Genomic DNA, 21,487 nt, shown 5'->3' on the forward strand with positions numbered 1-21,487 from the left:
AAAAAACAAATGAAGGTAATTACAGACTATAAAGGCAGGCAATTATTTCTTTCCCGGGATGACGAAAAGAATGTGGCACCGTTGGTATTTCATATTGATGATCAACGGGTGCAGGCATGGGAGCAATATCCCGGCTATGAAGTAGTGGCCTGGCATAGTGGCGCGGGACTGCTGGTATTGAATTCTCCCTGGATTAAAGGCTCCCGCAAACTGGTGACCAACCTGGTAGTGATGCGGCTGGCCACCCAGGAAGTGGTGTATAGTACGGACCGGCATATGTATTACAATGCGGTTTTCAATGCCAGCGGCAGTCACCTGCTGCTGGAAGCCTATAACCAGAAGCAGGCCTGGGTGGATCTGGCTACCGGCGCTATTGTGGCGGAGTTAAAGCCGGAGGTACGCCAGTATAATGGCACCTTTAACCCGCATCAAAACATTTTTTATTTTCCGCTGGAGAATAAAAAAGCCTGGTTACAGGTAGATGGAAGCACTTTCGAGGGTACACTGATAAAGACGCCTTACCCTGACCGGGCACATAAAGTAATATATGTGGAAGCGCTGCGGCAGTACCTGTTGCTGACTGAAGGCAATATCCTGATTTGTTGCGATGACCAGCTGAAGCCCATCTGGCAGCGGAATTTCTCCGAAATGGGGGATGATGCGGGCTCTGTTTTCGGCAGTGATATCCTCGTGACGGAAGATCATGAACTGGTGTGCGTCAGCGCCAGTTCTACCGAATCGAACCGCTGGGGGGCTGATTTTGTGCTGGACATCAAAACCGGTGAGCCGAGGCATATCATCCAGGGGTATCATCAGCAGGGCAGAGTGGCCGGCAGCTATTTTGGCCGCCGGGTATTATTGCATCCCATGAAAGTGATGAACCTGGAAACGGGTGCAGTAGAAGCCTGGACGTTACCTGACTTTTTGCCCGGTTTTAAGTAATTTGCGGTTGATTTCAAAGGTAATTATGGATATAAGCGTTAACAAATACATCAGTGAAACCGGTTTTTGCAGCCGCAGAGAAGCTGATAAATATATTGAACAGGGTAGGGTAACGATCAACGACAACGTCGCTTCCAAAGGTAATCGTGTAAAAGACGGAGATGTGGTAGAAGTAGACGGGGAGCCGTTGAAGAAGAAAAAAACTACCGTGTACATTGCGCTGAACAAGCCCAAAGGGATTACCTGTACCACGGATCTGAAAGATAAAACGAACATCATCGACTACGTTAACTTCTCCAGCCGGATATTCCCGATTGGTCGTTTGGACAAACGTTCCGAAGGACTGATATTTTTAACAAATGATGGTGATATCGTTAATAAGATTCTCCGGGCAGGTAATCAGCACGAGAAAGAATATATTGTTACCGTTGACAAGCCGATAGACCTGGAGTTTGTGAAAGCTATGCGCAACGGTGTTCGCATCCTGGGTGTGATGACGCAGAAATGTTTTGTGCAGCAGGAAGGCGCCAGCCGTTTTCGCATTATCCTGACGCAGGGTCTTAACCGGCAGATCCGCCGGATGTGTGAAGCGCTGGGCTATGAGGTGGTGGCATTGAAGCGTACCCGCATCATGAACATGACAACAAAAGACCTTGCCACCGGCTCCTGGCGCTATTTTACCAAGGAAGAGGTAAATAGTCTTAATACCCTGGTAGCCAACAGCAGTAAAACTGAAAAAGGAGACAACAACCATGACGGAATGGACGAATAGTTATCATCTGGCATTAACGGTTACAAGAGAGGGTGTTTCTTTCCCGGCATCGATGGGGGTATCTTCTCTGTCGTTGCCTGCATTGCAGCTTGAGCTGCACCGCTTTTTGCATCCTGAAGAACGTACTACGTTAACGGGCGTAGCCCAACATCATTATTTTTTAGGCCGCCATGCTGCAAAGCTGGCGGCTTTTGATTTTACTGGCGTTGCGCCTGCCTCCATCCGGATCCGCCCCGGCGTATTTGGTCAGCCGGTATTGAGTTGTCCTGGCCACAGCAATTTGCAGGTAAGTATTACGCATAGCGATGGTAGCGCTATGGCGGTTGTTTTCCCCGAGTCGCATCCTATGGCGGTGGACATAGAAGCAATAGATGGCAGTCGTTTTTTACCCCCTGTAACGCCCGCAGAAATGCGTTTAATGGCATCGCTGCCCTATAGCACTGATGAGCAGCAGTTCCTGCTCTGGACAGCCCGGGAGGCCCTTTCTAAGGTATTGCGGACAGGCTTCACCACCGACCTGGAATTATTTGATGTAAAATCTGTTGAGCGCAATGGTGATTTCCTGATTTCCACCTTCGTTCACTTTATGCAATACAAAGCCGTCAGCTGGGTTGCTGGCAATATGGCTTGCTCACTTGTTTTACCACAGAGAAGTCTCGTAGACATGGCAGCGCTGCAGGCGCTGACTAATCGAGTGTCTTGACGTACAGGAAAGATGAATCCTTAGGGTTATAGGTAAAAATAAATTTGCCATTTACGTCAGATCCTGATATGGTCCTCCTTCCGCTTTTTGTCGGCGCATTGTATACCGGTTTATGTACGAACGCCACTACAAAAGAGTCGAGGTATACATAGTGCAGTTGCAGATCTGTAAACCCCAGTTCATTCATATCCTTGAAAGCATTTCTGCTTCTGTCGTTCATATTTTGCAGGTTCCAGAGATCCTGCGGAAAATGATGAAAGGTGCGGCGATATTCTTTTACCGATTCTACAAAAGTAATCGTAGGCTGAATGGCGCTTTTTTTCTTTTTGGCTTTCCAGGGAATTTCATATCCGGTGTTCTCAGTATGTTCCTGTACTTTGAGCTGGCCATCCGCTCCGCGGGAATAGGAGTAAGTTGTTCGTGTGGATTGGCAGGCATAGAGGAGCAATGCTACGGCGAATAATAGGTAGTGCTTTTTCATATAGGAAGGAAGTTATTTTTATTTTTTGGAAAAAAAAATTTGGTTGGTAATAGATAATTCCTATTTTTGCATCCCCTTAACAATGAGGGTGGTAGCGGATTCCCTAGCTCAGTTGGTAGAGCAATACACTTTTAATGTATGGGTCTTGGGTTCGAGTCCCAAGGGGATCACCATCAGGAGTAAAAGTAAATACTCTCACGTAATTAAAACCTTGTAGAAGCATATTCTACAAGGTTTTTTTGTTTTCAGTGGTAAAGTTGTAGAGTTCTATGTAAAGATAGAAAAGTGAGCATTGCGGGATCAAGTTGAAAAGTTTAATACCCTCTTTATTCTGACTTGAATCAATTAAGTCAAAATACCCTAAAACCCCTGCTGGTAACAGCATCTCTACTAGTTTGCGAAAGTTCTGATCAAGTGCTTCGTTGACCGGTATTTAATCCTATTCATTTTATATCTTTGTCTGCAATTCTTTCATCCCTATGAAATACATTTTTCTCTGTTGTTGTTTACTATTACAACTAACCACAAAAGCGCAAACACTCTATTCTTACAAGGATTCGCTTCATAGATACGCCATCGGAATTCCCGAAAAATGGAAGTACTGGAAAAGAAACGATAGTACCCGCATCAATCTATTGGTTTATGATATGGAGAAGCATCTAACCAATGAAATCGCGGATAATTTCAATATAACTATTTTTAAACACCCGAGTATAAACGCTGATAGCGCCCTTTATATTTTGGCGTCTCTCACGGCTCGTGCGCGCTTATCAATGCTGGATACCGGTAGTTATACGGTAGATGGAAAAAGAATGGTATGGTTTGATGATGTTCATGTAGGCTCGAACTTTAAAGATACACTATGTGCAAGTGATTTTATCTTATATAATGATAGTAAAGTGTATATAATTACCTGTACAACGACCCCATCACGGTTTTCTACATCTAAAGATCTGTTTCATCGGGTAGCACAATCATTCAAAGTGCCGCTTCCTCCGCTATATGAGTCATTACGCATAGACTACCCTACGGATATTACATGGAAAATTCAGAATGAAACTGATGATTCAATTACACACGTTATGCAGCTATTGCCTATTAATGAGTCAGCAGAACAATGGACTAGCTGTATCAATTTAGTGACAATAAAACAAAAGGCGCAACAAAGGATTGAGCAAACACTTTCATCCTGTAAGGCGCAGGTAAATGAAAAATATACGAATGCACATTTTACCTTATTATCGAAAGGAGAGAATTGGGGATTATTTAAGATCGAAACCAGTCATCCAACACCTGAAGCTACTTTATATTATGTTTTGCAGACAGGGCTTTCTGTGCATACTATCAGTATCGCGTTTACCCAACCCATACTTTCTGACGACTTGTTAAAAAGATGGACGAGGATCTTTCGGAATGGAAAATTAGTAATGGAGTAACATATATACCAAAATCTATAATGTACGCATAAGTGGATACAGAAAGGATAAATGGCCCTTTATTCCGCTGTTGAAATTAATCCGGGAATTAATGGATATGTCTTTTGCTGATGCACGAAGAATCGTGGATAGAATTGGGCAAATGAAACCGCCGAAATTACGTTTGTTGATTCGAGTGTGCAGAATGAATTTGTTAAAAAGGTGGATGCTATTGAGGTAATTTGTTTATTATGGTAATTTCTCTTCTATTGCCCTATGGTAAATATATTGATAGTCGCAGTTATCATCGAATTACCCTATAGCTGGCTACACCGCATAGGCTCAAAAATCTCGCGCCGGATCAGTTGAATGTAATACTACAACCATTTTTGTATTATTGAACTAATGTTACTTATATTTTCCTATCATTACTCCTGACTATAACGGTTACACCTAATCAGGTCAGCATAACGGTTAGCAATAAACGCTCACCACTATCAAAGGCAGATTCTATAAGACATTACGAAGATACGTGCTGCCCCAAAGAGGTCCACAACAAAGCATACAAACAGCATCAAAGCCGCATAAATCGCACGATTTACGCGGCTTTTTTGTTTTAACCTGCAAGGGTTTATCATTCAAAACGAAGGTGAATGGTAACATAAAAGGTTACACGGGCAATACTTAAATTTAGTGTAACCTTTCTCTTCAACCTGCAAAAATTAATAAGGTTAGTGGTCTTAAACGGAAACACATCATTATGGTCACAGCTAATGCGCCCTATAAAGAAGGCCCCTTCAATTGTAATAGCAGTAAATAAATTGTAAGTTTTGTTTATAGTTAATTATAAAAAAGATCAATAGAAATGGCTATGGCTCATATTGTTGCATTCAAATTAGCAGACTAACAGATATTGGCGAATTTTCCCTAGATTGTGTTTCATTTATCGGGTGCCAGGCAATCAAACATATAACGAAAAAGAACTATTGTCGAGAATAGCAGAAGGCGATGAGCAGGCATATGCTATCATATTCGGCCAATATTACCCGTTACTTTATACCTACGTCAATCGCATTATCCAATCCGCCCCGGAAACTGAAAGTATTTTACAGGATATTTTTATGAAGATCTGGCAGGGACGTGAGACATTACAATATGTAGAGCGATTCAGTCCTTATCTCTGGGTAATGACTCGTCACCATGCTCTCAATGCCATGCGCAACCTGGCGCGCCGCAATGCACTGCTGGATGATTTTGCTAAACAAGTCCCAATTGTCGAAACGGAGGAAACCAGGGAATGGCATCTTTCCCTCATAGACCAGGCGATTGCACAGTTACCGGAACATTGTCGCCAGGTATGGACCATGAATCGAATCGGCAAAATGAAGCAGGCGGAAATAGCCTTAGCGCTGGGAATTGCACTGCCAACAGTTAAAAAATATATGCAGCAGGCCATCGGCCTAATTACACAGTACGTAAAAGATCGTTCTTCACTAGGTCTTGCCTTGACCCTTCTACTTTCTCTCTTTTTTGAAAAAAAATAGGAATCACCATATACTTTTTGAAAAGCCAGGTGTCATTTATATATACCCGTTAATTTATTCAACATGAATAAGGAGCTGACTGAATTGTTTAATCGTTATTTCGATGGTACGGCCACTGAGGCCGACCGCCGGAAATTAATGGAGTTGGTGATGGAATCGGACGATGTGCTGCTGGAGTCGGTTATGCGCCAACAATGGGAAGCGCTGCAGGGAGCCACGGTACAGGCGCCCAGTGGAGACCACGTGCTGGCAGCTATTCTTAATAAACCGGCACGGATGAGACCTGTAAGGCAACGTTGGTATTGGGCCGCCGCCGCAGCAGTATTGCTTCTTGTGAGTATTGGCGGTTATTTTCAGTTAAAGCATCAGAAGGAAATTACGGATGTTGCAAAAATAGAAAAGGTTACGCCGGGTTACGAGCGTGCTACCCTTACCCTGGACGATGGCTCGGTGGTGCAACTGGATAGTGCAGGTAATCGCACGCTGCAACAGGGTGGCGCTTCAATACAGCAACAGGGTGGACAGCTTGTATATGCGGCTACATCGGATAAGGATGCAGCGACATATAATACGTTGCGTACCCCCCGTGGTGGCCAATTTAAAGTCACCCTGCCGGATGGTACCACGGTTTGGTTAAACGCGGCTAGTTCTATCCGGTACCCTACTACTTTCCTGGGGCAGGAGCGTCGGGTGGAAGTGAGTGGGGAAGCTTATTTCGAGGTGGCGAAGAATGAGAAAATGCCATTTAAAGTAAGTGTAAATGGTAAGGCTGAGGTAAAAGTACTGGGTACTCATTTTAATGTAGATGCTTATCCGGAGGAAGGCATTATTAAAACCACCTTGCTGGAAGGCGCCGTATCGATGTCGACTCCCGCCAATCCTTCTGTATTACTCAAACCAGGTCAACAAGCAGCGGCCGGACAAGCAGGTATTAAGGTCGTAAACGATGCCAACATCGACCAGGTAATGGCCTGGAGGTATGGACTATTTAACTTTGACCGGTCTAACCTACCATCGGTCATGAATGAACTGAGCCGCTGGTACGATGTAGATGTACGTTATGAGGGACAAATTCCTTCGCGGACATTCAGAGGAAAAATCAACCGTGACCTCAGCCTGGCACAGGTACTGGAAGTACTCCAGGACGTGAACATTAAATTTAGAATGGAGGGAAAAACAATAGTAGTATATAATTAATAATCAAAAACCAATCATTTCAAAAACCAAAAAGCCGGTATGCGTCAACATATCCGGCTATAATTTGGCAAAAGTCAAGTCTGGATAGATCCTGTTATTTACCAAACCAACCAAAATTATGCAAAAAAATGCGAAAAGCATGCGGGCTCGCAGCTCCGGGCCTCGTTGTATCAACCAAACATTGCGAGTTATGAGGATTACGTTTATTTTAATGCTTATTGCCACACTGCATGTTAGTGCAAACATAGCTGCACAGGGCAAAGTGTCTATGTCAGTTAAAGGTGAAGACCTATCAACAGTATTGGCGCGTGCAGAAAAACAAACCGGGTATGTTTTCTTCTTTGATGAAAAACTGCTGTCTATCGCCAAACCAGTAACAATTACAGCCAAAGACTTACCATTATTGAAGTTTCTCGACCTGCTCTTTCAGGAGCAACCATTCAGGTACAGTGTAAGGAACACCACCATCACGCTTTTAATGAAGGTGCCAGTGACTCCCCGCACTGACCTGGTTTTGCAGGAAAATAATATGGCCAATACCCTGGTGATCATAAAAGGGATTATTGCGGGCTCTGATGGTAAAATGCTGCCTGGTGTATCTGTAAGATTGAAGCCATCCACGATAGGCACAACTACCAATGAAGATGGGATATTTATATTGCAGAATGTACCGCCGGGTACTTATATGCTGGAAATATCCAGTATCGGGTACTCCACGATCAGTAGAAAGCTGATCGTAACAGATAAGCCATTGGAACTCGCCTTCACGCTCCAGCAGGAAGCGATCGAACAAAGAGAAGTAGTCATTTCTACCGGTTACATGGCTAAAAAGCCCGGAGAGTTGACCGGGTCTGTACAGAAAATATCAGGTGACGAAATCAGAAGGGGCATTACCTCTTCTGACCCTGCCTCTTTACTGAAAGGAAGAGCAGCGGGTCTGTATATTTCTGAACAGAATGCTGCCGACCCCACCAGCAGTGGCGGACAAATTTTTGTAAGGGGACAGAGTAGCGTGGCGGGAGTTGGTGTAGATCAATTCAACGAATTTGTGGTACCCGCGCTCAACTATGGCCCACTCATCGTATTGGATGGAGTAATTATGCCGAATCAAAATTTGAAAGAGCTGGTTACACCACAGGAAATCCAGGACGTCATTGTACTGAAAGACGCAGCTGCTACTGCTATTTATGGATCAAGGGCAGCGGCAGGCGTATTGGTAGTCACCACCAAAAGAGGAAGTAATGCAAAACCACGCATTAACGCCGAAGTGAAATACGGAATTAATCAGCCTAATCGAGGGCGCATGAAGTTTCTGAACGGCGCGGAGCTCTATGATCTGCAAAAACGATTCTATACCGAAGACTATAAGCAGAATAATGCCAGCCTCTCTTCTATGTTCCCTACGTTAGACAATTATTTAGACTATCGCCTGCCTACACAGGAACAGGTGAATAATTCCTACGACTGGACTAAATACGCTTTCGTTACCAGCAATACTACAGAAGTAAACCTGTCTGCCAGCGGAGGAAATGACCGTACCAAATACTATGTAGGCGGCTCTTATTACAATGAGCAAGCTACAGGTGTTCTCAATAGTTTAATCCGGAAAACGTTCCGGCTCAACCTTGAAAGCCGCTTAACAGACAGGTTTACAGCCACAGTTTCCATTAATGGCATTATGAATGATGGCCGTCAGGATCAGGGTGGCACCATTAGTGGCATGCAAACCCTTATCCCGTGGGCAAATCCTTATGCCGCAGATGGGGCGATTACCCAGGCACTTAACTTTAAAATGGGCGGAACGCAGCAGATCGTCGACAACCCCTTATTCAACAGGCAGTATAATTTTTCAAAACGGCAGTCACAGTTGTTTTTCGGATCTATTAAGTTAGACTATAAAATTACCGATTGGTTGAGTATTTCCAGTACTAACTCTGGTAATCTTAACTACAATAAAAACACGCAATATACAGATGTGAGAACTTACAACGGAGGTAGTTCCTTTTTTGCCCCACAAGGATTTTTGGGTACTACCACCGGCAACCTGATGTCTTACCTCACCTCCAACCAATTAACCTTTAATAAAAAAACTGGGGACCATATGTTCCGTGCCCTGGCAGGTATGGAATTCGGGCAAACCACCGTTGAAGATATGCTGGTAAATGTAAATCATGTGCGTGCCGGTTACCCGGTTATCTCTCTTGCGAGGGAAATAGGTGGTCCGGCAGATTTATCCATCTTTGGTATTCCCACTACCAAAGCGGGTAATATTGAGGGTGGAAAAGATGTAAAAGCCATTTATTCTTTATTTGGCGAAGCCGGATATACTTACGAAGGTAAATACAGTTTAAGTGCTTCTGTACGCAGGGACGCATCCAGCAGCTTTGGCCGTGACAACCGCTATGGTACTTTCTATTCCGGAGGTGGCGCATGGGTTGCCAGCGAGGAAAAATTCCTGCAAAATGTAAAATGGATCAGCTATTTGAAACTCCGGGCCAACTATGGAACCAGTGGCTCTCAACTTGGCGACAACTTTCTCACAAGAACGTTGTACGATCCAAGATATACGTATAGCGGAGCTGGAGCAGCCACTATTTCAGTATTAGGTAATCCGGATCTCAGATGGGAAGTAACCAGGTCATGGAGTGCGGGTATTGACATGGAGTTCTTTAAACGTTTAACGGCTACAGTAGATGTTTACAAACGGAGCTCTCAGGATCTGTTACAGAAGGTGTTGTTGCCAGCTTTGTCAGGTTTTCCAACACAGTGGCAGAATGCGGCTACAGTAGATAACAAAGGGATAGAACTGGTGCTGAATGCTCAGAATATAAACAGAAAAAATTTCTCCTGGAGTACCTCTTTCAACATCAGCTTTAACAGGAACCAGATTGTAAACGTAGCCAATGACTCATTAAGACAGGGATATTACCCGGAGAATAGCTATTATCTTTTTAAAGGAGATGATATCAATGCATTAAAAGCTGTTAAGTACGCCGGGGTAGACCCGGAATCAGGAAAGCCGAGATTTGAAAAGTTGATCTTCGATGCTAAGGGAAATAAAGTCGGTGTGGAATATGTAAATACAATTGCTGAAGTAGATGCAGCTTCAGACAGCAGGCAGTTTCAAACAATTGGTTCTTTCCAGCCAAGATACTATGGTGGCCTCACCAACACCTTTACCTACAAAAATTTTTCATTGAGTGTATTGATCACTTTCGCATTTAAATATACGATCATCGATAACTACGCGGCTTCTTCACAGGTGGCTAATCTGGATCGTCTTAACCAACTTGCCTACACTAAGAATCAGATACCATGGACAACGCCCGGGCAGGCCAACGCTACCGAGCCGGCACTGTATTACCAGGCAACTACTAACTTTTTCGGATCAAGCAGATATATGCACGATGCCAGTAATGCCTCGCTTCGTAATGTCCGGTTAAGTTATGACCTACCGCAACCATTACTCAGTCGCATGAAATTATCAAACTTCACGGTGTATGTAAGTGGTGATAATTTATACACGATCTACAATAAATATATAATAGCCTCCAGTCCCGAAGGGCCTGCTGTAGGGCAAGCGCAGGATTTTGGCAATGCGAGTGGCCCATTAAGTATCCCGCGGCGATATGTATTTGGGCTACAGGTTACATTTTAGTTGATAGTTAAAAAGTATTAAAATGAAAAAATACGTCTTTATATTTTTGATGTCTCTCCTTGCGATGGCCTGCGATAAAAAGATAGATGAGATCAGTCCGCTGATTAAAATTGACAAGGACGGCGAATTGTCTTCTGCTGCCGGGATTGTAGAAGCCACTGTAGGCAATTACTCCCTGTTGCGCGACAATTCCAATGCGTCTTATGATGAACCATTGCTAAACTTGTCCGAAAGCCGTGGCAACAATGTAACCTTGCGCACCTTCGGACCTCCGGAAAAAATGACGGACGGGTTCTTCTATCAAAACAGCAACAGCCCCACGCTTGGTTTCAGCAGCGACTTTTATCGCGGCTCTTATCAGCTGATTGTTAGCATTAATACCACATTAGAAGGGATCACCGCTTTTGAAGAAACAATGCTCTCCAATTCCCAGGAGGCCGACCGGAATAATGTGCTGTATGCGAAAGGAGAAAATCATTTCCTGAGGGCACTTACTTATTTTAATCTGATCAGATTATATGGCAAGCCTTATTATCAGAATGCTGCAAACAGTTCCGGTGTTGCGTTAAAAAAAACAAGTGATTTAAAGGAGATACCTGCACCATCTACTGTTAAGGAGGTGTATGATTATATCACAGAAGAATTGAAAATAGCAGCGCAATTGATGAAAACCCCGGTGGTAAAGACAAACAGTTTTGCCAGCAAAGAGGCAGCCTGGGCATTGTTATCAAGGGTATACTTGTATATGGGCGGTAACATAGCCAGTCCGGACGCCACTTATAACCAGGCAGCAGTAACCTATGCAGACAGTGCATTGACGCAAAATGGAGGAAAGTTGGCATTGCTGCAGGGCAACGATTATAAAAACCTGTTTGCCGATGATCAGGATGGATCCATTGGCCGCGCTAAATTCTCGGCCAATAAAGAAATCATCTTTGCCTTTGACAACATGACAGGCAATACCCGCATCGGCATTCTCTACAACTATGATCCGGTGTATGGATTGGGCGGCGTTTTTATGCCCTCTTCAGACCTTAAACAATTGTTCACAGCACAGGATATCCGCAGTAGTTTCTTCAGGGTGAATGCTGCAACAGGACTTACCGAAACCACCAAATTACTGGTATTGCTTAACCAGCTACTCACCCGCGCTCCAAACATCTTTTTGCGCACCGGTGAATTGTACCTGAACAGAGCCGAAGCTTATGCTAAAATGAAGAATTACACGATGGCCAGGGCGGACCTCATCACCATCCACACCCGTGCAGGATTGCCCGAATCGGACATTACCAGTATCGCCGATCAGGACCTGCTTACTGCTATTCTAAAAGAAAGACGTATGGAGCTTGCGTTTGAAGGACATTCCGGATATGATTATTTCCGCAACGGATTACCGATGATCCGGAAGGCCGCCGACAACAACGGGAAAGAGTTGATCATTCAGCCTAACGATCCGAAAGTAGCGCTGACCGTTCCAAACTTTTAAGGGACTTTATTTACAATAATCATTTTTCATAGAAGCCCGAAAGGCTTCTACAGGGTACTATTTTGCATTTAAAATTTCAAAAACTAACAAAAATGAGTTACAGTATGAAGATTTCGAGAACTGTGGGCTTAGCTATTCTCTCCATTCTTTGTTTCACGCAGGTTTCATTGGGACAGGAAAAGGCTAAATTATTTGTGGGCGACAAAGCGCCCGAGCTTCGTTATGGAAAATGGTTAAAAGGTACGCCTGTTAAGGAGTATAAGAAGGGCCACCTCTATCTTTTTGAGTTCTGGGCTACCTGGTGCGGCCCCTGCATTGCATCTATGCCACATCTTTCTGAATTCGCCCGGGAACACAAAAAAGAAGCTACCGTGATTGCGGTGAATATCTGGGAGAAAACAGGAGACAAACCTTATGAATCCTCTCTTCCAAAAGTCAGCAAATTTGTAACCGGCATAGGCAACAAAATGGACTTCAATGTTATCACTGACAGCAAAGATCAATTTATGGGAAATGAATGGATGAAGGCTGCCGGACAGGATGGCATTCCCTGTACATTTATGGTGAAGGATGGAATCATTCTGTGGATAGGTCATCCCGTTGAACTGGATTCTGTTGTAAATGTGGTGATGTCGGGAAATTATGACGTAGCTGCTACCAGGAAGAAGTTACAGGAAAGAAATGAAGAGTCAGACGCTGCAGCTGTACCCTTTCAAAACTTAATGAAGGACTATGAAAAAGCGGTTACTGATAAGCAGTACAGCAAGGCTATTCAGTTGCTGGATTCAGGTATTGGCACCATGCCCGCCTTTGCCGGAACATTCGGTTTCTTTAAGTTCCAAACCTTACTTGAACATGTCAATGAAGATACGGCAATGGCTTTTGTAAGACCATGGCAGGCTACTAAACCTGGATATGTAGGTTCTACGGCGGCAGTAATTGCAAGGCAAAAGGGATGGAAGAAGTCCACCTATGAATATGCTTTAGAGTTGCTGAATACTCAACTGGAAGTACCACAGTTCCCGGCATCTATGGTCTACGAGGAGATGGCCGGCGCATATGCAAATATGAATGATTACAAAAGCGCCGTGCAATACCAGGAGAAGGCAATTGCAACCGCCAGACAATTCCTGAAAGAAGGTAAATTCGCCGGTTTCATTATGGAAGACACCATTAAAGAATCCGAAAAGAAACTTACCGGGTACAAAAAGGAGTTGAAGTAAAATAACAGGATAATACGTCTTAATGTAACAGCCTTTGATTGGTGATGTACTCCCAATGGGATTACTAGAGAATTTGGAGACCTGCACCTGGTGCGGGTCTCCTTTTTTTGCGCTATAATTTACGCTATAATGATCGTGTGGGGCGGTAGCGTTTACGTGGCTTTACCAAGTTCAGAGCTATCTTTGCAAATTTAAAGGATTACCTGGTTAGCTCCATTTCGATGATTTAGCCAATTTCTTTTTTGTACAATATAGAGCCGAATGACAATGGTGCTTGATCTTTTTGCGCTATTTTTAAAAAGTGCTATATTCAAAAATAAGTATATAAAGGATAATCGTTTTAACCAGTATTTACAACATGAAGGAACAGATGGCATCAGGGTATTAAAAGAAAAGGACAAAATCCACTATCCTGCAAGCGGGAAAATAATGATACTGGTGGCACCCATATGCATAGAAAATACGGTTTATATTTTACCCATAATATAAGATAATGACAAAATTTATATTTACATTATTATTGATTGCAAGTCTTAATAGCTGTGCACAGGAATCAAAAAGGAAGGCAATGACAGCTGAACAAAGAATAGAATATCTTTCTAATAAAGTTCAGAAATTTACCTATGAACCTATTTACGAATTAGATATCCAATCTGCATTTAGTTTCCGGGTAATGGTAAACGGAGTTCCAGTTTATTCAAACTTTGATGTGATTCCGGGAATAGTAAGAATCAATATTAATTCATCGATTCTTAAAAGTGGGAAACAAACTCTTGAAGTTGAGCTTTATCCTGGATATGACCATAATGGAACAAAAAAAAGCTACCTGGACAATGGTGAGAATTTTATTTTGAAAATAGAAAAGGCCGAATGGAATAAGGATGGATCAACAGAAACCCCTGAAGATGTACTTGAGTTTAAAAATAATGATAAAAATATTGACTACTCAAAATTAACAGAATATAAAACCAGTCTCAGTTTCGATGCTTCCGTGCCCTATACTATGAAAGGATGGGAGGAAGGGGAAGATTTGTCTACACTGAATCAAAAAGACCTGGAATTAAAAGTAGTCAGCTTTTATGAAAATACGGTGGCAGCCTTTAAAGAAAAAGATTATGATTATCTGAATACTATTTTTTTAAACGCGGACTCAGAATGGTACCAGGCGGAGTATTTTGCTAAAGATATCATAACAAAACTTCAGACAGGCAAGGGTAGAAAGGGGAAATCCGTGTCTGCCAACCGTGCGAATTCAGTTAAACATTCACAAAGCTTTTATCCTATGGAAAATTACACGATGAAATTTTATGCCAATAACAGATTAGTTAGATTAGAACCGAAAGAAGGTTTTAGTCGTGGTGAGTCTTTATTAGGCTATGATGATATCGATAAAAATGGGATGAATAGAAAAACGTTTATAGATATGTTGCTATACATTCCCAAGGAGACGCAAAGCCTGCAAATCATTAGATAACGGGTATTTAGCAAAAATAAAAAAACGGAGCCTTTGCTCGCATTGGTCGGCAAAAAGGGAAATACAGCGGAGACGAGAGGGGAGATTGGGGGCGGGAAAAAAACTGGTCAAACGGTATTTCAACCATTTGACCAGTCCATAACAGAAAGTTATTGCATCAAATAATACTTATAGGAAGATGATTAGCGGGGGATAGCATAATATGCTACTCCTTGATTAACATAACCCGGATAATTAGCTGCATTGTTATCGGTAGTACTGATATGATCGCTTTGCATTGCATTCCAGTACCGGTAAACGGGCACGCTGCCGGCTACCCCTGTAGGATACACGTAGCCTGCAATACCTTCGAGATTCCAGCCGGGAGCACCACTTACGATATTAACGTCAGTAGAATAAATATGATCTGAAATATCGGATTGATAAAACCGGTACAATGCGACCGTACCCGATACCTGGGCGGGAAATATCCTGTGAGTGAAATCCGCATAATTATAATCCGGATAAATATTATGAATATTGGCATCTACCCAGTAGGAATGATCCTGTGTTAGCGCATTGTAAAAACCAAAGAATGCCTGTACTCTCGGTACGCCTCCTGGTGAAAACAAGGAACTTAATACAAACGCATCAGACGCGGAAATTGACTTGCTGATAGCTTCCGGTATACAAGCCCGCATAAAAGATTCGGAGAACCGCGGAGGCGCCGTAATGGTAATCGGAATTTTTGTTACAGGTACTGTTCCCAGATTGCTTTTAGGATAGCAGTTACTATTATAATTGTTCGTATAACCTGTATGCAGTAAGCCTACGCTATGCCCTAATTCATGCAGAATAACAGAAGCTGCCCAACCAGCCTGATTACTACCGGTGAAAAATCTGTAGGTATTTAATTTAACATCAGGATAGGGCTTACCTTTAGCCGCAAGGCCCACGTAACCGTTGATGTTGGAAACTTCATAGTAACCAGATACCGTAACGTTTGCATCGCTGCTGTTATTGGTACGTTCAATTGTAAGATCTGTTCTTACACCATTGAATCGATTAATCGCATCATCTACGGCAGTTACATAATTAGCCCCGAGTGCCGACACATATACTTTCAATACTTTTGGAGTGCCGGTTACGGGTGCTCCAATATGATATTGCTCAATGGAATCAACCATTAATATTTTTGTTTCCGGTGTTTTACCCAGATCTGCGTAGGCAATAAAGATATCTCCTTCTACAATGTATCCTCCGGTGGTGGGTACTACGCCTGTTGAGCTGAATCCCATGTTCTTAATCTTTAACAGAGAATTCGTAGTGTCAATCGGGACTGCAGTGCTGTCTTTTGGGGTTACATCCTTAGGATCGGTTTGCTGGCATGAATTTGTGCAAAAAATCATTGCCGCTACAATTGGTAACAGGGAAAATCGCTTTTTCATTGAGTATTATTATATATAAGTGCTACTTAAAAGGGTAAACGCCGCCAAAGATACTAATAAATAGTAAAAAATGACAATTTATTTACTGGTATTATATGAGGTATTACCAGGTTAAACAAGGTGATATAACGACAGCTTTGTGAAGAGGAATTGTGATCTGCTAACTAAAAAAAGCTTGAGGGGGGACAAGAAAAGATTAGCACTCGGGATGGATTATACAGGCAGCTTCGTAACCTCCTGTATGCGGAAATAATCCGACCGGATTCGCTATCCGGTTAGGCAGGTGAATGGATCTTCGTGCCATTGGCAAGTGACGTTTTTGCTACGCAAACTGAAATACCTCCACCCAAAAAAAATGACCATAAGTGATTGGGCTAACCAATGCAACCCTTTCATTCATTTTGTGTCTTTAATTACAAATTTAGGCCTGCTGGATTCATGGCATTGTCTTCCACAGGTGGTTGCCAGGGAAAAGCAGTACTAAGTTTTAGTTTAATACATATCTTTAATTATGAAAAAATTGATCATTGGTCTGTGTATTCTCTTATATGGGACGTGTCAGGTAAGTGCGCAGGTTATTACTTCATCAGAAATAGACTCATTAACAGAGCTTACGCTCAAAACTTTCGATGTGCCAGGCATTGCTGTTGCTGTCGTTAAAGATGGAAAGGTAGTTCATGCAAAAGGGTATGGCGTTCAGTCACTCAGCACCGGGAAAAAAGTGGATGAACATACTTTGTTTGGGATCGCATCTAATAGTAAAGCCTTCACTACGGCAGCTTTGGGCATACTCATGGATGAAGGTAAACTCAAATGGGATAGCAAAGTGATAGATTTCATTCCCGAATTCAAACTCTACAATCCTTATGTAACAGCGGAATTCACCATCAGGGACCTGCTTACACATAGAAGTGGTCTTGGACTGGGTGCCGGTGATCTGATGATATGGCCGGATAGCACCGATTTTACCAAGCAGGATATCATTCATAACCTGCGTTATTTGAAAGCTACTTCCAGCTTTCGGAGTAAATATGATTATGATAATCTTCTTTACATTGTTGCAGGAGAGGTTGTTGCCAGAGTTTCAGGAATGAGTTGGGAAGATTTTATAGAGAAGCGGATTATGCATCCTTTGAATATGACCAGTAGTGTCGCTTCGCTCAGTCGCGTAAAAGATAGATCGATGCTGATAGATCCGCATGCACCGGTTAATGGCAAAGTAGAACCGATAAAAAACTTCATTAGCGAACAGGCTAATGCCGCTGGTGGTATTTGGAGTAACCTTACCGATATGTGTAAATGGGTTACCATGCAGTTGAATGATGGAAAATATGGAGATAGCTTATCAAAAAAATTGTTCAGTTTGCAAGTCCACGATGAGATGTGGGTATCGCAAACCAATATCCCGGTGTATACCATCTATATACCTTATAAAACACATTTCTCCGCATATGGCCTGGGCTGGGTATTAAGTGATGTCAAAGGATACAAACAAGTGATGCATACCGGCGGGCTAGCAGGTATTGTTACCCAGGTATTGCTGATACCAGAATTGAAACTCGGTATCATCGTGTTAACTAACCAACAGGTGAGCGCCGCATTTACGGCCATATCGAACACCATCAAAGACAGTTATCTGGGCATACCAAAAGATGACTGGGTAGTTTTTTTGCACAACAAGGTTGTAGCTGGAGAGGAGAGAGCAAAGAAAATAACTAACGGTATCTGGAAAGATATAGAGAGTCAACAAGGAAGTAATACTGCAAAAATTAACCTGCAACGTTTTACGGGAACATATACTGATCAGTGGTTTGGAGATGTGATAATTTCTGTAAAGAATGGTAAACTCTGGTTTGATGCAAAACGATCAGCCAAGCTGAGTGGTGAAATGATCGCATATAATGACAATACGTTTATCGCAAAATGGAATGACAGAAGCATGGATGCAGATGCTTACGTAATGTTCAGCTTAGATATGGACGGAAAGACTTCCGGTATCAAGATGAAACCTATTTCGCCATTAACTGACTTCAGTTTTGATTTTCAGGATCTTGATTTTAAAAGAACGAAATAATCTCTGTTATTTTGAATGTTTCAATTTGTTTTATTACATATCAGAGGTTATTTACTTTTTTACTATTGATATATTATAATTGCAATAGTATTTTCCCTGGATAAATTTGCTTTTTAGTGGTGATCACCTGGATAAAATATAAACCTGTACCCGCCTTCTTTGAAATGCTTAATCCATTTTTTGTCAGGAGTTCTCTTTGTGCTTCTCTGCCATCTAAGTCGTTTATAATTACAAGGCTTCCTGAAAGGTCCTCATTAGTTGCCAACCTGATTTCGCCACTGGGATTGGGTTTTAACTGTAACTGCTTATAGCTAATGAAGTGGACGTGTTTTTATCTTTATGCAGCTAATACTGATTTCTAATTTATATTGACGACCAGCCCAAACCAATCCCTTCCCATTTTTTAAAATCTTATCTACCGTTATGACAAATGCTATGGTTAATTAACCCCTCATATTGTCGGAATTACACCCTATGTGTGTACCTGGTCTGCATTAAATTTGGACAATCATTAAACAAATAACAATAAAATGAGAAAGATTAGAATTTTCGAACATATCTCCCTGGATGGTGTTATCGAACACGACAAAAACTACGTGTACGGCGGATGGACGATGCCTTATCGGACCCCTGCCGGGATGGCTATGCTTCTTGAAACGTACGGTGCAGGCTTTGACTTGCTGCTTGGCCGCAAGACCTACGATGAGTTTTTGGGATACTGGCCAAATGCCGGGGACTTTCCGATGGCCAACGCAATAAACGCCGCTACAAAATATGTTGTCACCCACAGGCCTGAAAGCCTGGAATGGGGACCAGTAAAGAACCTGGGAGAGGACATCATAGAGGGTATTCGCAACCTCAAGTTGACAGACGGCCCTGATCTGGTTCTTTGTGGAAGTATATCACTAACGTCTGTGCTACTCAACGCGGGATTGATAGATGAGGTTATCCTGATCGTATACCCGGTATTGTTGGGTAGGGGCAAACGCCTTCTTTCAGACAGTTTTGACGCCCGCGAACTCGAATTTGTGAGTACGGCAACCACGCCAACAGGAGTGATGCTCAATACTTACCGCCACCTGGGATCGCTGAAAAGCTGATTTACCATTGGCACGACAGATAAATACATTAAACCATCCTATAATCCAATATGGGATGGCTTTTGTCATTTGAAAGTGCTGTCTAACCTGATCGCTTCCTTTAAAAGTTTTTTTATTGGCTCATCGTCAATTTCCTCAAAGCGATGATAGATTTTATAAAAAATTTTCCTGTTAGTTCCGTGGGTCAGAAAGCAATCCTGATCGATTAATTTGTGACCATACCAAAAGCCCAGGAGCACTCCTTTTTTGATACCTCCTCTCGGAACACTTGAAGGCCATATAATGCATATACCTTTGTTGCCGTAAAAAAATGGGACATTATATGATATTTTCTCTTTGCAGTAATCGGGCAGTGTTTCAATAATTATCTGCCGCAATACATCTACAATTATTCTTTCGTCTTCAGGAAGAAGCGAATATAGATCAACAAGGTTTCTGATTTTCATAAGAATTGGTGCTTGATTGAAATAATTCCATATTGATTGTTTTAATAAAGTTATTGCATAATGAGCGAGTAGCTCATGTTATCTTTCACAATAGCAACTGTTAATTGCTTTTAAAAAGGCCTTTGTTACGGATGTTTTAGACGAAATTATATCTTCATTGTCTCTGAATACACTTTTCAGATATAGTGTAATAAGAATCCTCATCACTATAGTCTTTTCATTACGCTGGTTCCATCGATGCTATGCCTGACACCTGCTATATACCTATAGAAGCACTGCAGTAGAGGTGGACTTGATGCGGGGATGAGGTCCGGATGTATAACCGGGATGAAATGGATTCAGCAAATGGATGGAGGACAGCACCGGCCATAGCAGCGCTGCTTCAGAAGCATGCTGTAGCTGGGGAAAGAGATGTACTATTGAAAGGAAGCAGGTATAAGGGGTTTATTCATCAAAATATCTCCGGGGCAGGAGCACTTTATTCCAGTTGAATGACAGCTGGATATGTGTGTGTATAGGTAAGAAGAGAAGGCAATATCGTCCGCTTGGGGTAGGTACGTTTTTTAGCATGTTTGGGTATTTGTGGAGCTGCCACCGCAATAATATCGGCCGCCATATATTGTTTGTTGCCCGATGGACCATCCTTGTACATCGCTCTTACCTGGAAAACTACTACCAGTGAACCCTTCCCGGGTACATCGAACGAAACATTTGTTTCCTGGAAAGTGGTATCCGGATCTATCATGAGTACAACAGTTTCACTACCCACCACCTGACGTGATGTAAAATCAATGCGTGTAGCGATCACTTTTACTTCCAGTGCCGCCATACCTTTACATCCAACGATGGTTTGTGCGGGGATATTTAATATTCCGTTTCTAAATAGGCGGGGAGCCACCGTAAAGAAACGATCTACGCCGGTATGCTGATTGAAGCGGAAGCCAGTGATGGCCTCGTGGTGATCGCCGGCAGCAATGAGTAGCCTGTTGAGCCGATTGATGTGGGCGCCATCACAATGGATATCCAGGTGGGGGTAGAAAGCATGCCGGATAAAAGCGCCTTTCCTGCTGGCGATGCCAAAGCGCCTGGATGCGCGGCGGGTAGCAGCCGTTTGCTGCACGCTTTGAGGCATGGAGCGCAGGAAGTATTCGCCATTGCGTTTATACCCAATGAGAGGACCAAGTTTTCCCGTAAAGGGAAGGATAGACATTTGTTTTGCCATAGAAGATTATTTTGATAAGATAAATATAACACAATTCGGGGAACGTGTTTTCGGGACAGCAGGAAGATTAACTAAAGGGAGTGTAATGCGTATTAAAATACCGAACTATTGCGGCATGTAAAAAATATTTTTTACAATGAAAAAGTTTCAATATTTTAGTTTTAACGTTTGGAGAAATACACCCATATAAATTAAAGTTCATTAAAACTGAATAGTACCCCTTGACATAAAGGCACCATGATAGAAAGCTTGCGTCAGTTTTAATATTACATATCCTAAGAATTATTTAAAACCCTCAAATAACGCTTTACTCCCATGGCATT

At 42.5% G+C, this 21,487-nt stretch carries 17 protein-coding genes and 1 tRNA gene; 13 read left to right on the forward strand and 5 right to left on the reverse strand.

Going from position 1 to position 21,487, the window contains the following annotated elements:
• Positions 1 to 9 precede the first annotated feature (9 nt).
• The 3 genes from AB4Z08_RS26220 to AB4Z08_RS26230 are packed head-to-tail and all read left to right on the forward strand — an operon-like array spanning position 10 to position 2,417.
• Positions 10 to 942, forward strand: coding sequence for a hypothetical protein (locus AB4Z08_RS26220; RefSeq protein ID WP_441576746.1), 933 nt, complete (start codon positions 10 to 12; stop codon positions 940 to 942).
• Positions 943 to 967: 25 nt separating this feature from the next.
• Positions 968 to 1,714 carry a 23S rRNA pseudouridine(2604) synthase RluF gene (gene rluF / locus AB4Z08_RS26225; protein ID WP_441576747.1) on the forward strand — a complete coding sequence of 249 codons (747 nt, stop codon included), beginning with the start codon at positions 968 to 970 and terminating at the stop codon, positions 1,712 to 1,714.
• Positions 1,695 to 2,417 (forward strand): 4'-phosphopantetheinyl transferase family protein, encoded by a 723-nt coding sequence (locus tag AB4Z08_RS26230; protein WP_441576748.1) that lies wholly within the window; start codon positions 1,695 to 1,697, stop codon positions 2,415 to 2,417. The genes rluF and AB4Z08_RS26230 overlap by 20 nt, the downstream gene beginning before the upstream one ends.
• Here the strand turns inward: AB4Z08_RS26230 and AB4Z08_RS26235 are convergent.
• Positions 2,401 to 2,898 carry a hypothetical protein gene (locus AB4Z08_RS26235; RefSeq protein WP_441576749.1) on the reverse strand — a complete coding sequence of 166 codons (498 nt, stop codon included), beginning with the start codon at positions 2,896 to 2,898 and terminating at the stop codon, positions 2,401 to 2,403. The genes AB4Z08_RS26230 and AB4Z08_RS26235 overlap by 17 nt on opposite strands.
• Before the next feature lie 97 nt (positions 2,899 to 2,995).
• Between AB4Z08_RS26235 and AB4Z08_RS26240 the strand changes: the two genes are divergently transcribed.
• The 8 genes from AB4Z08_RS26240 to AB4Z08_RS26275 all read left to right on the forward strand — a co-directional run bounded on the left by AB4Z08_RS26240 (position 2,996) and on the right by AB4Z08_RS26275 (position 14,895).
• Positions 2,996 to 3,071, forward strand: a tRNA-Lys gene (locus tag AB4Z08_RS26240).
• 306 nt (positions 3,072 to 3,377) lie between these two features.
• Positions 3,378 to 4,334, forward strand: a complete 957-nt coding sequence (locus AB4Z08_RS26245; protein ID WP_441576750.1) for a hypothetical protein — start codon at positions 3,378 to 3,380, stop codon at positions 4,332 to 4,334.
• 965 nt (positions 4,335 to 5,299) lie between these two features.
• Positions 5,300 to 5,857 carry an RNA polymerase sigma factor gene (locus AB4Z08_RS26250; protein ID WP_441576751.1) on the forward strand — a complete coding sequence of 186 codons (558 nt, stop codon included), beginning with the start codon at positions 5,300 to 5,302 and terminating at the stop codon, positions 5,855 to 5,857.
• Positions 5,858 to 5,920: 63 nt separating this feature from the next.
• Positions 5,921 to 7,054, forward strand: coding sequence for a FecR family protein (locus AB4Z08_RS26255; RefSeq protein ID WP_441576752.1), 1,134 nt, complete (start codon positions 5,921 to 5,923; stop codon positions 7,052 to 7,054).
• Between the two features lie 190 nt (positions 7,055 to 7,244).
• The gene (locus AB4Z08_RS26260) at positions 7,245 to 10,712 is read left to right on the forward strand and encodes a SusC/RagA family TonB-linked outer membrane protein (protein ID WP_441576753.1); all 3,468 of its coding nucleotides are present in this window, start codon (positions 7,245 to 7,247) and stop codon (positions 10,710 to 10,712) included.
• A gap of 22 nt (positions 10,713 to 10,734) precedes the next feature.
• On the forward strand, positions 10,735 to 12,198 hold the full coding sequence (locus tag AB4Z08_RS26265; protein WP_441576754.1) for a RagB/SusD family nutrient uptake outer membrane protein: 1,464 nt from the start codon (positions 10,735 to 10,737) through the stop codon (positions 12,196 to 12,198).
• A 104-nt stretch (positions 12,199 to 12,302) separates the two neighbouring features.
• Positions 12,303 to 13,421, forward strand: a complete 1,119-nt coding sequence (locus tag AB4Z08_RS26270; protein ID WP_441576755.1) for a redoxin family protein — start codon at positions 12,303 to 12,305, stop codon at positions 13,419 to 13,421.
• 493 nt (positions 13,422 to 13,914) lie between these two features.
• Positions 13,915 to 14,895 (forward strand): hypothetical protein, encoded by a 981-nt coding sequence (locus tag AB4Z08_RS26275; protein WP_441576756.1) that lies wholly within the window; start codon positions 13,915 to 13,917, stop codon positions 14,893 to 14,895.
• Between the two features lie 182 nt (positions 14,896 to 15,077).
• Here AB4Z08_RS26275 and AB4Z08_RS26280 read toward each other — a convergent pair whose 3' ends face one another.
• Positions 15,078 to 16,172: a M57 family metalloprotease gene (locus AB4Z08_RS26280; protein WP_441576757.1), complete on the reverse strand. Its 1,095-nt coding sequence runs from the start codon at positions 16,170 to 16,172 to the stop codon at positions 15,078 to 15,080.
• 661 nt (positions 16,173 to 16,833) lie between these two features.
• Between AB4Z08_RS26280 and AB4Z08_RS26285 the strand changes: the two genes are divergently transcribed.
• Positions 16,834 to 18,396 (forward strand): serine hydrolase, encoded by a 1,563-nt coding sequence (locus AB4Z08_RS26285; protein WP_441576758.1) that lies wholly within the window; start codon positions 16,834 to 16,836, stop codon positions 18,394 to 18,396.
• Between the two features lie 73 nt (positions 18,397 to 18,469).
• Here AB4Z08_RS26285 and AB4Z08_RS26290 read toward each other — a convergent pair whose 3' ends face one another.
• Positions 18,470 to 18,712 (reverse strand): T9SS type A sorting domain-containing protein, encoded by a 243-nt coding sequence (locus AB4Z08_RS26290; protein WP_441576860.1) that lies wholly within the window; start codon positions 18,710 to 18,712, stop codon positions 18,470 to 18,472.
• Positions 18,713 to 18,926: 214 nt separating this feature from the next.
• Between AB4Z08_RS26290 and AB4Z08_RS26295 the strand changes: the two genes are divergently transcribed.
• Entirely contained in the window at positions 18,927 to 19,496 is a 570-nt protein-coding gene (locus tag AB4Z08_RS26295; protein ID WP_441576759.1) for a dihydrofolate reductase family protein, read from the forward strand.
• A 65-nt stretch (positions 19,497 to 19,561) separates the two neighbouring features.
• Here AB4Z08_RS26295 and AB4Z08_RS26300 read toward each other — a convergent pair whose 3' ends face one another.
• Positions 19,562 to 19,942, reverse strand: coding sequence for a DUF1801 domain-containing protein (locus tag AB4Z08_RS26300; RefSeq protein WP_441576760.1), 381 nt, complete (start codon positions 19,940 to 19,942; stop codon positions 19,562 to 19,564).
• Between the two features lie 478 nt (positions 19,943 to 20,420).
• Positions 20,421 to 21,164, reverse strand: a complete 744-nt coding sequence (locus AB4Z08_RS26305) for a hypothetical protein (RefSeq protein ID WP_441576761.1) — start codon at positions 21,162 to 21,164, stop codon at positions 20,421 to 20,423.
• Between the last annotated feature and the right edge of the window lie 323 nt (positions 21,165 to 21,487).

The sequence above is a fragment of the Chitinophaga sp. RAB17 genome (assembly GCF_052114225.1).
GTDB lineage: Bacteria > Bacteroidota > Bacteroidia > Chitinophagales > Chitinophagaceae > Chitinophaga.

What these genes read in the sequence shown, in the direction of transcription:
- AB4Z08_RS26245 (WP_441576750.1), top strand. Translation starts at nt 3,378, where the DNA reads ATGAAATACATTTTTCTCTGTTGTTGTTTACTATTACAACTAACCACA.
- AB4Z08_RS26275 (WP_441576756.1), top strand. Translation starts at nt 13,915, where the DNA reads ATGACAAAATTTATATTTACATTATTATTGATTGCAAGTCTTAATAGC.
- AB4Z08_RS26260 (WP_441576753.1), top strand. Translation starts at nt 7,245, where the DNA reads ATGAGGATTACGTTTATTTTAATGCTTATTGCCACACTGCATGTTAGT.
- AB4Z08_RS26235 (WP_441576749.1), bottom strand. Translation starts at nt 2,898, where the DNA reads ATGAAAAAGCACTACCTATTATTCGCCGTAGCATTGCTCCTCTATGCC.
- AB4Z08_RS26295 (WP_441576759.1), top strand. Translation starts at nt 18,927, where the DNA reads ATGAGAAAGATTAGAATTTTCGAACATATCTCCCTGGATGGTGTTATC.
- AB4Z08_RS26305 (WP_441576761.1), bottom strand. Translation starts at nt 21,164, where the DNA reads ATGGCAAAACAAATGTCTATCCTTCCCTTTACGGGAAAACTTGGTCCT.
- rluF (WP_441576747.1), top strand. Translation starts at nt 968, where the DNA reads ATGGATATAAGCGTTAACAAATACATCAGTGAAACCGGTTTTTGCAGC.
- AB4Z08_RS26280 (WP_441576757.1), bottom strand. Translation starts at nt 16,172, where the DNA reads ATGGGATTCAGCTCAACAGGCGTAGTACCCACCACCGGAGGATACATT.
- AB4Z08_RS26230 (WP_441576748.1), top strand. Translation starts at nt 1,695, where the DNA reads ATGACGGAATGGACGAATAGTTATCATCTGGCATTAACGGTTACAAGA.
- AB4Z08_RS26265 (WP_441576754.1), top strand. Translation starts at nt 10,735, where the DNA reads ATGAAAAAATACGTCTTTATATTTTTGATGTCTCTCCTTGCGATGGCC.
- AB4Z08_RS26285 (WP_441576758.1), top strand. Translation starts at nt 16,834, where the DNA reads ATGAAAAAATTGATCATTGGTCTGTGTATTCTCTTATATGGGACGTGT.
- AB4Z08_RS26300 (WP_441576760.1), bottom strand. Translation starts at nt 19,942, where the DNA reads ATGAAAATCAGAAACCTTGTTGATCTATATTCGCTTCTTCCTGAAGAC.
- AB4Z08_RS26220 (WP_441576746.1), top strand. Translation starts at nt 10, where the DNA reads ATGAAGGTAATTACAGACTATAAAGGCAGGCAATTATTTCTTTCCCGG.
- AB4Z08_RS26255 (WP_441576752.1), top strand. Translation starts at nt 5,921, where the DNA reads ATGAATAAGGAGCTGACTGAATTGTTTAATCGTTATTTCGATGGTACG.
- AB4Z08_RS26270 (WP_441576755.1), top strand. Translation starts at nt 12,303, where the DNA reads ATGAAGATTTCGAGAACTGTGGGCTTAGCTATTCTCTCCATTCTTTGT.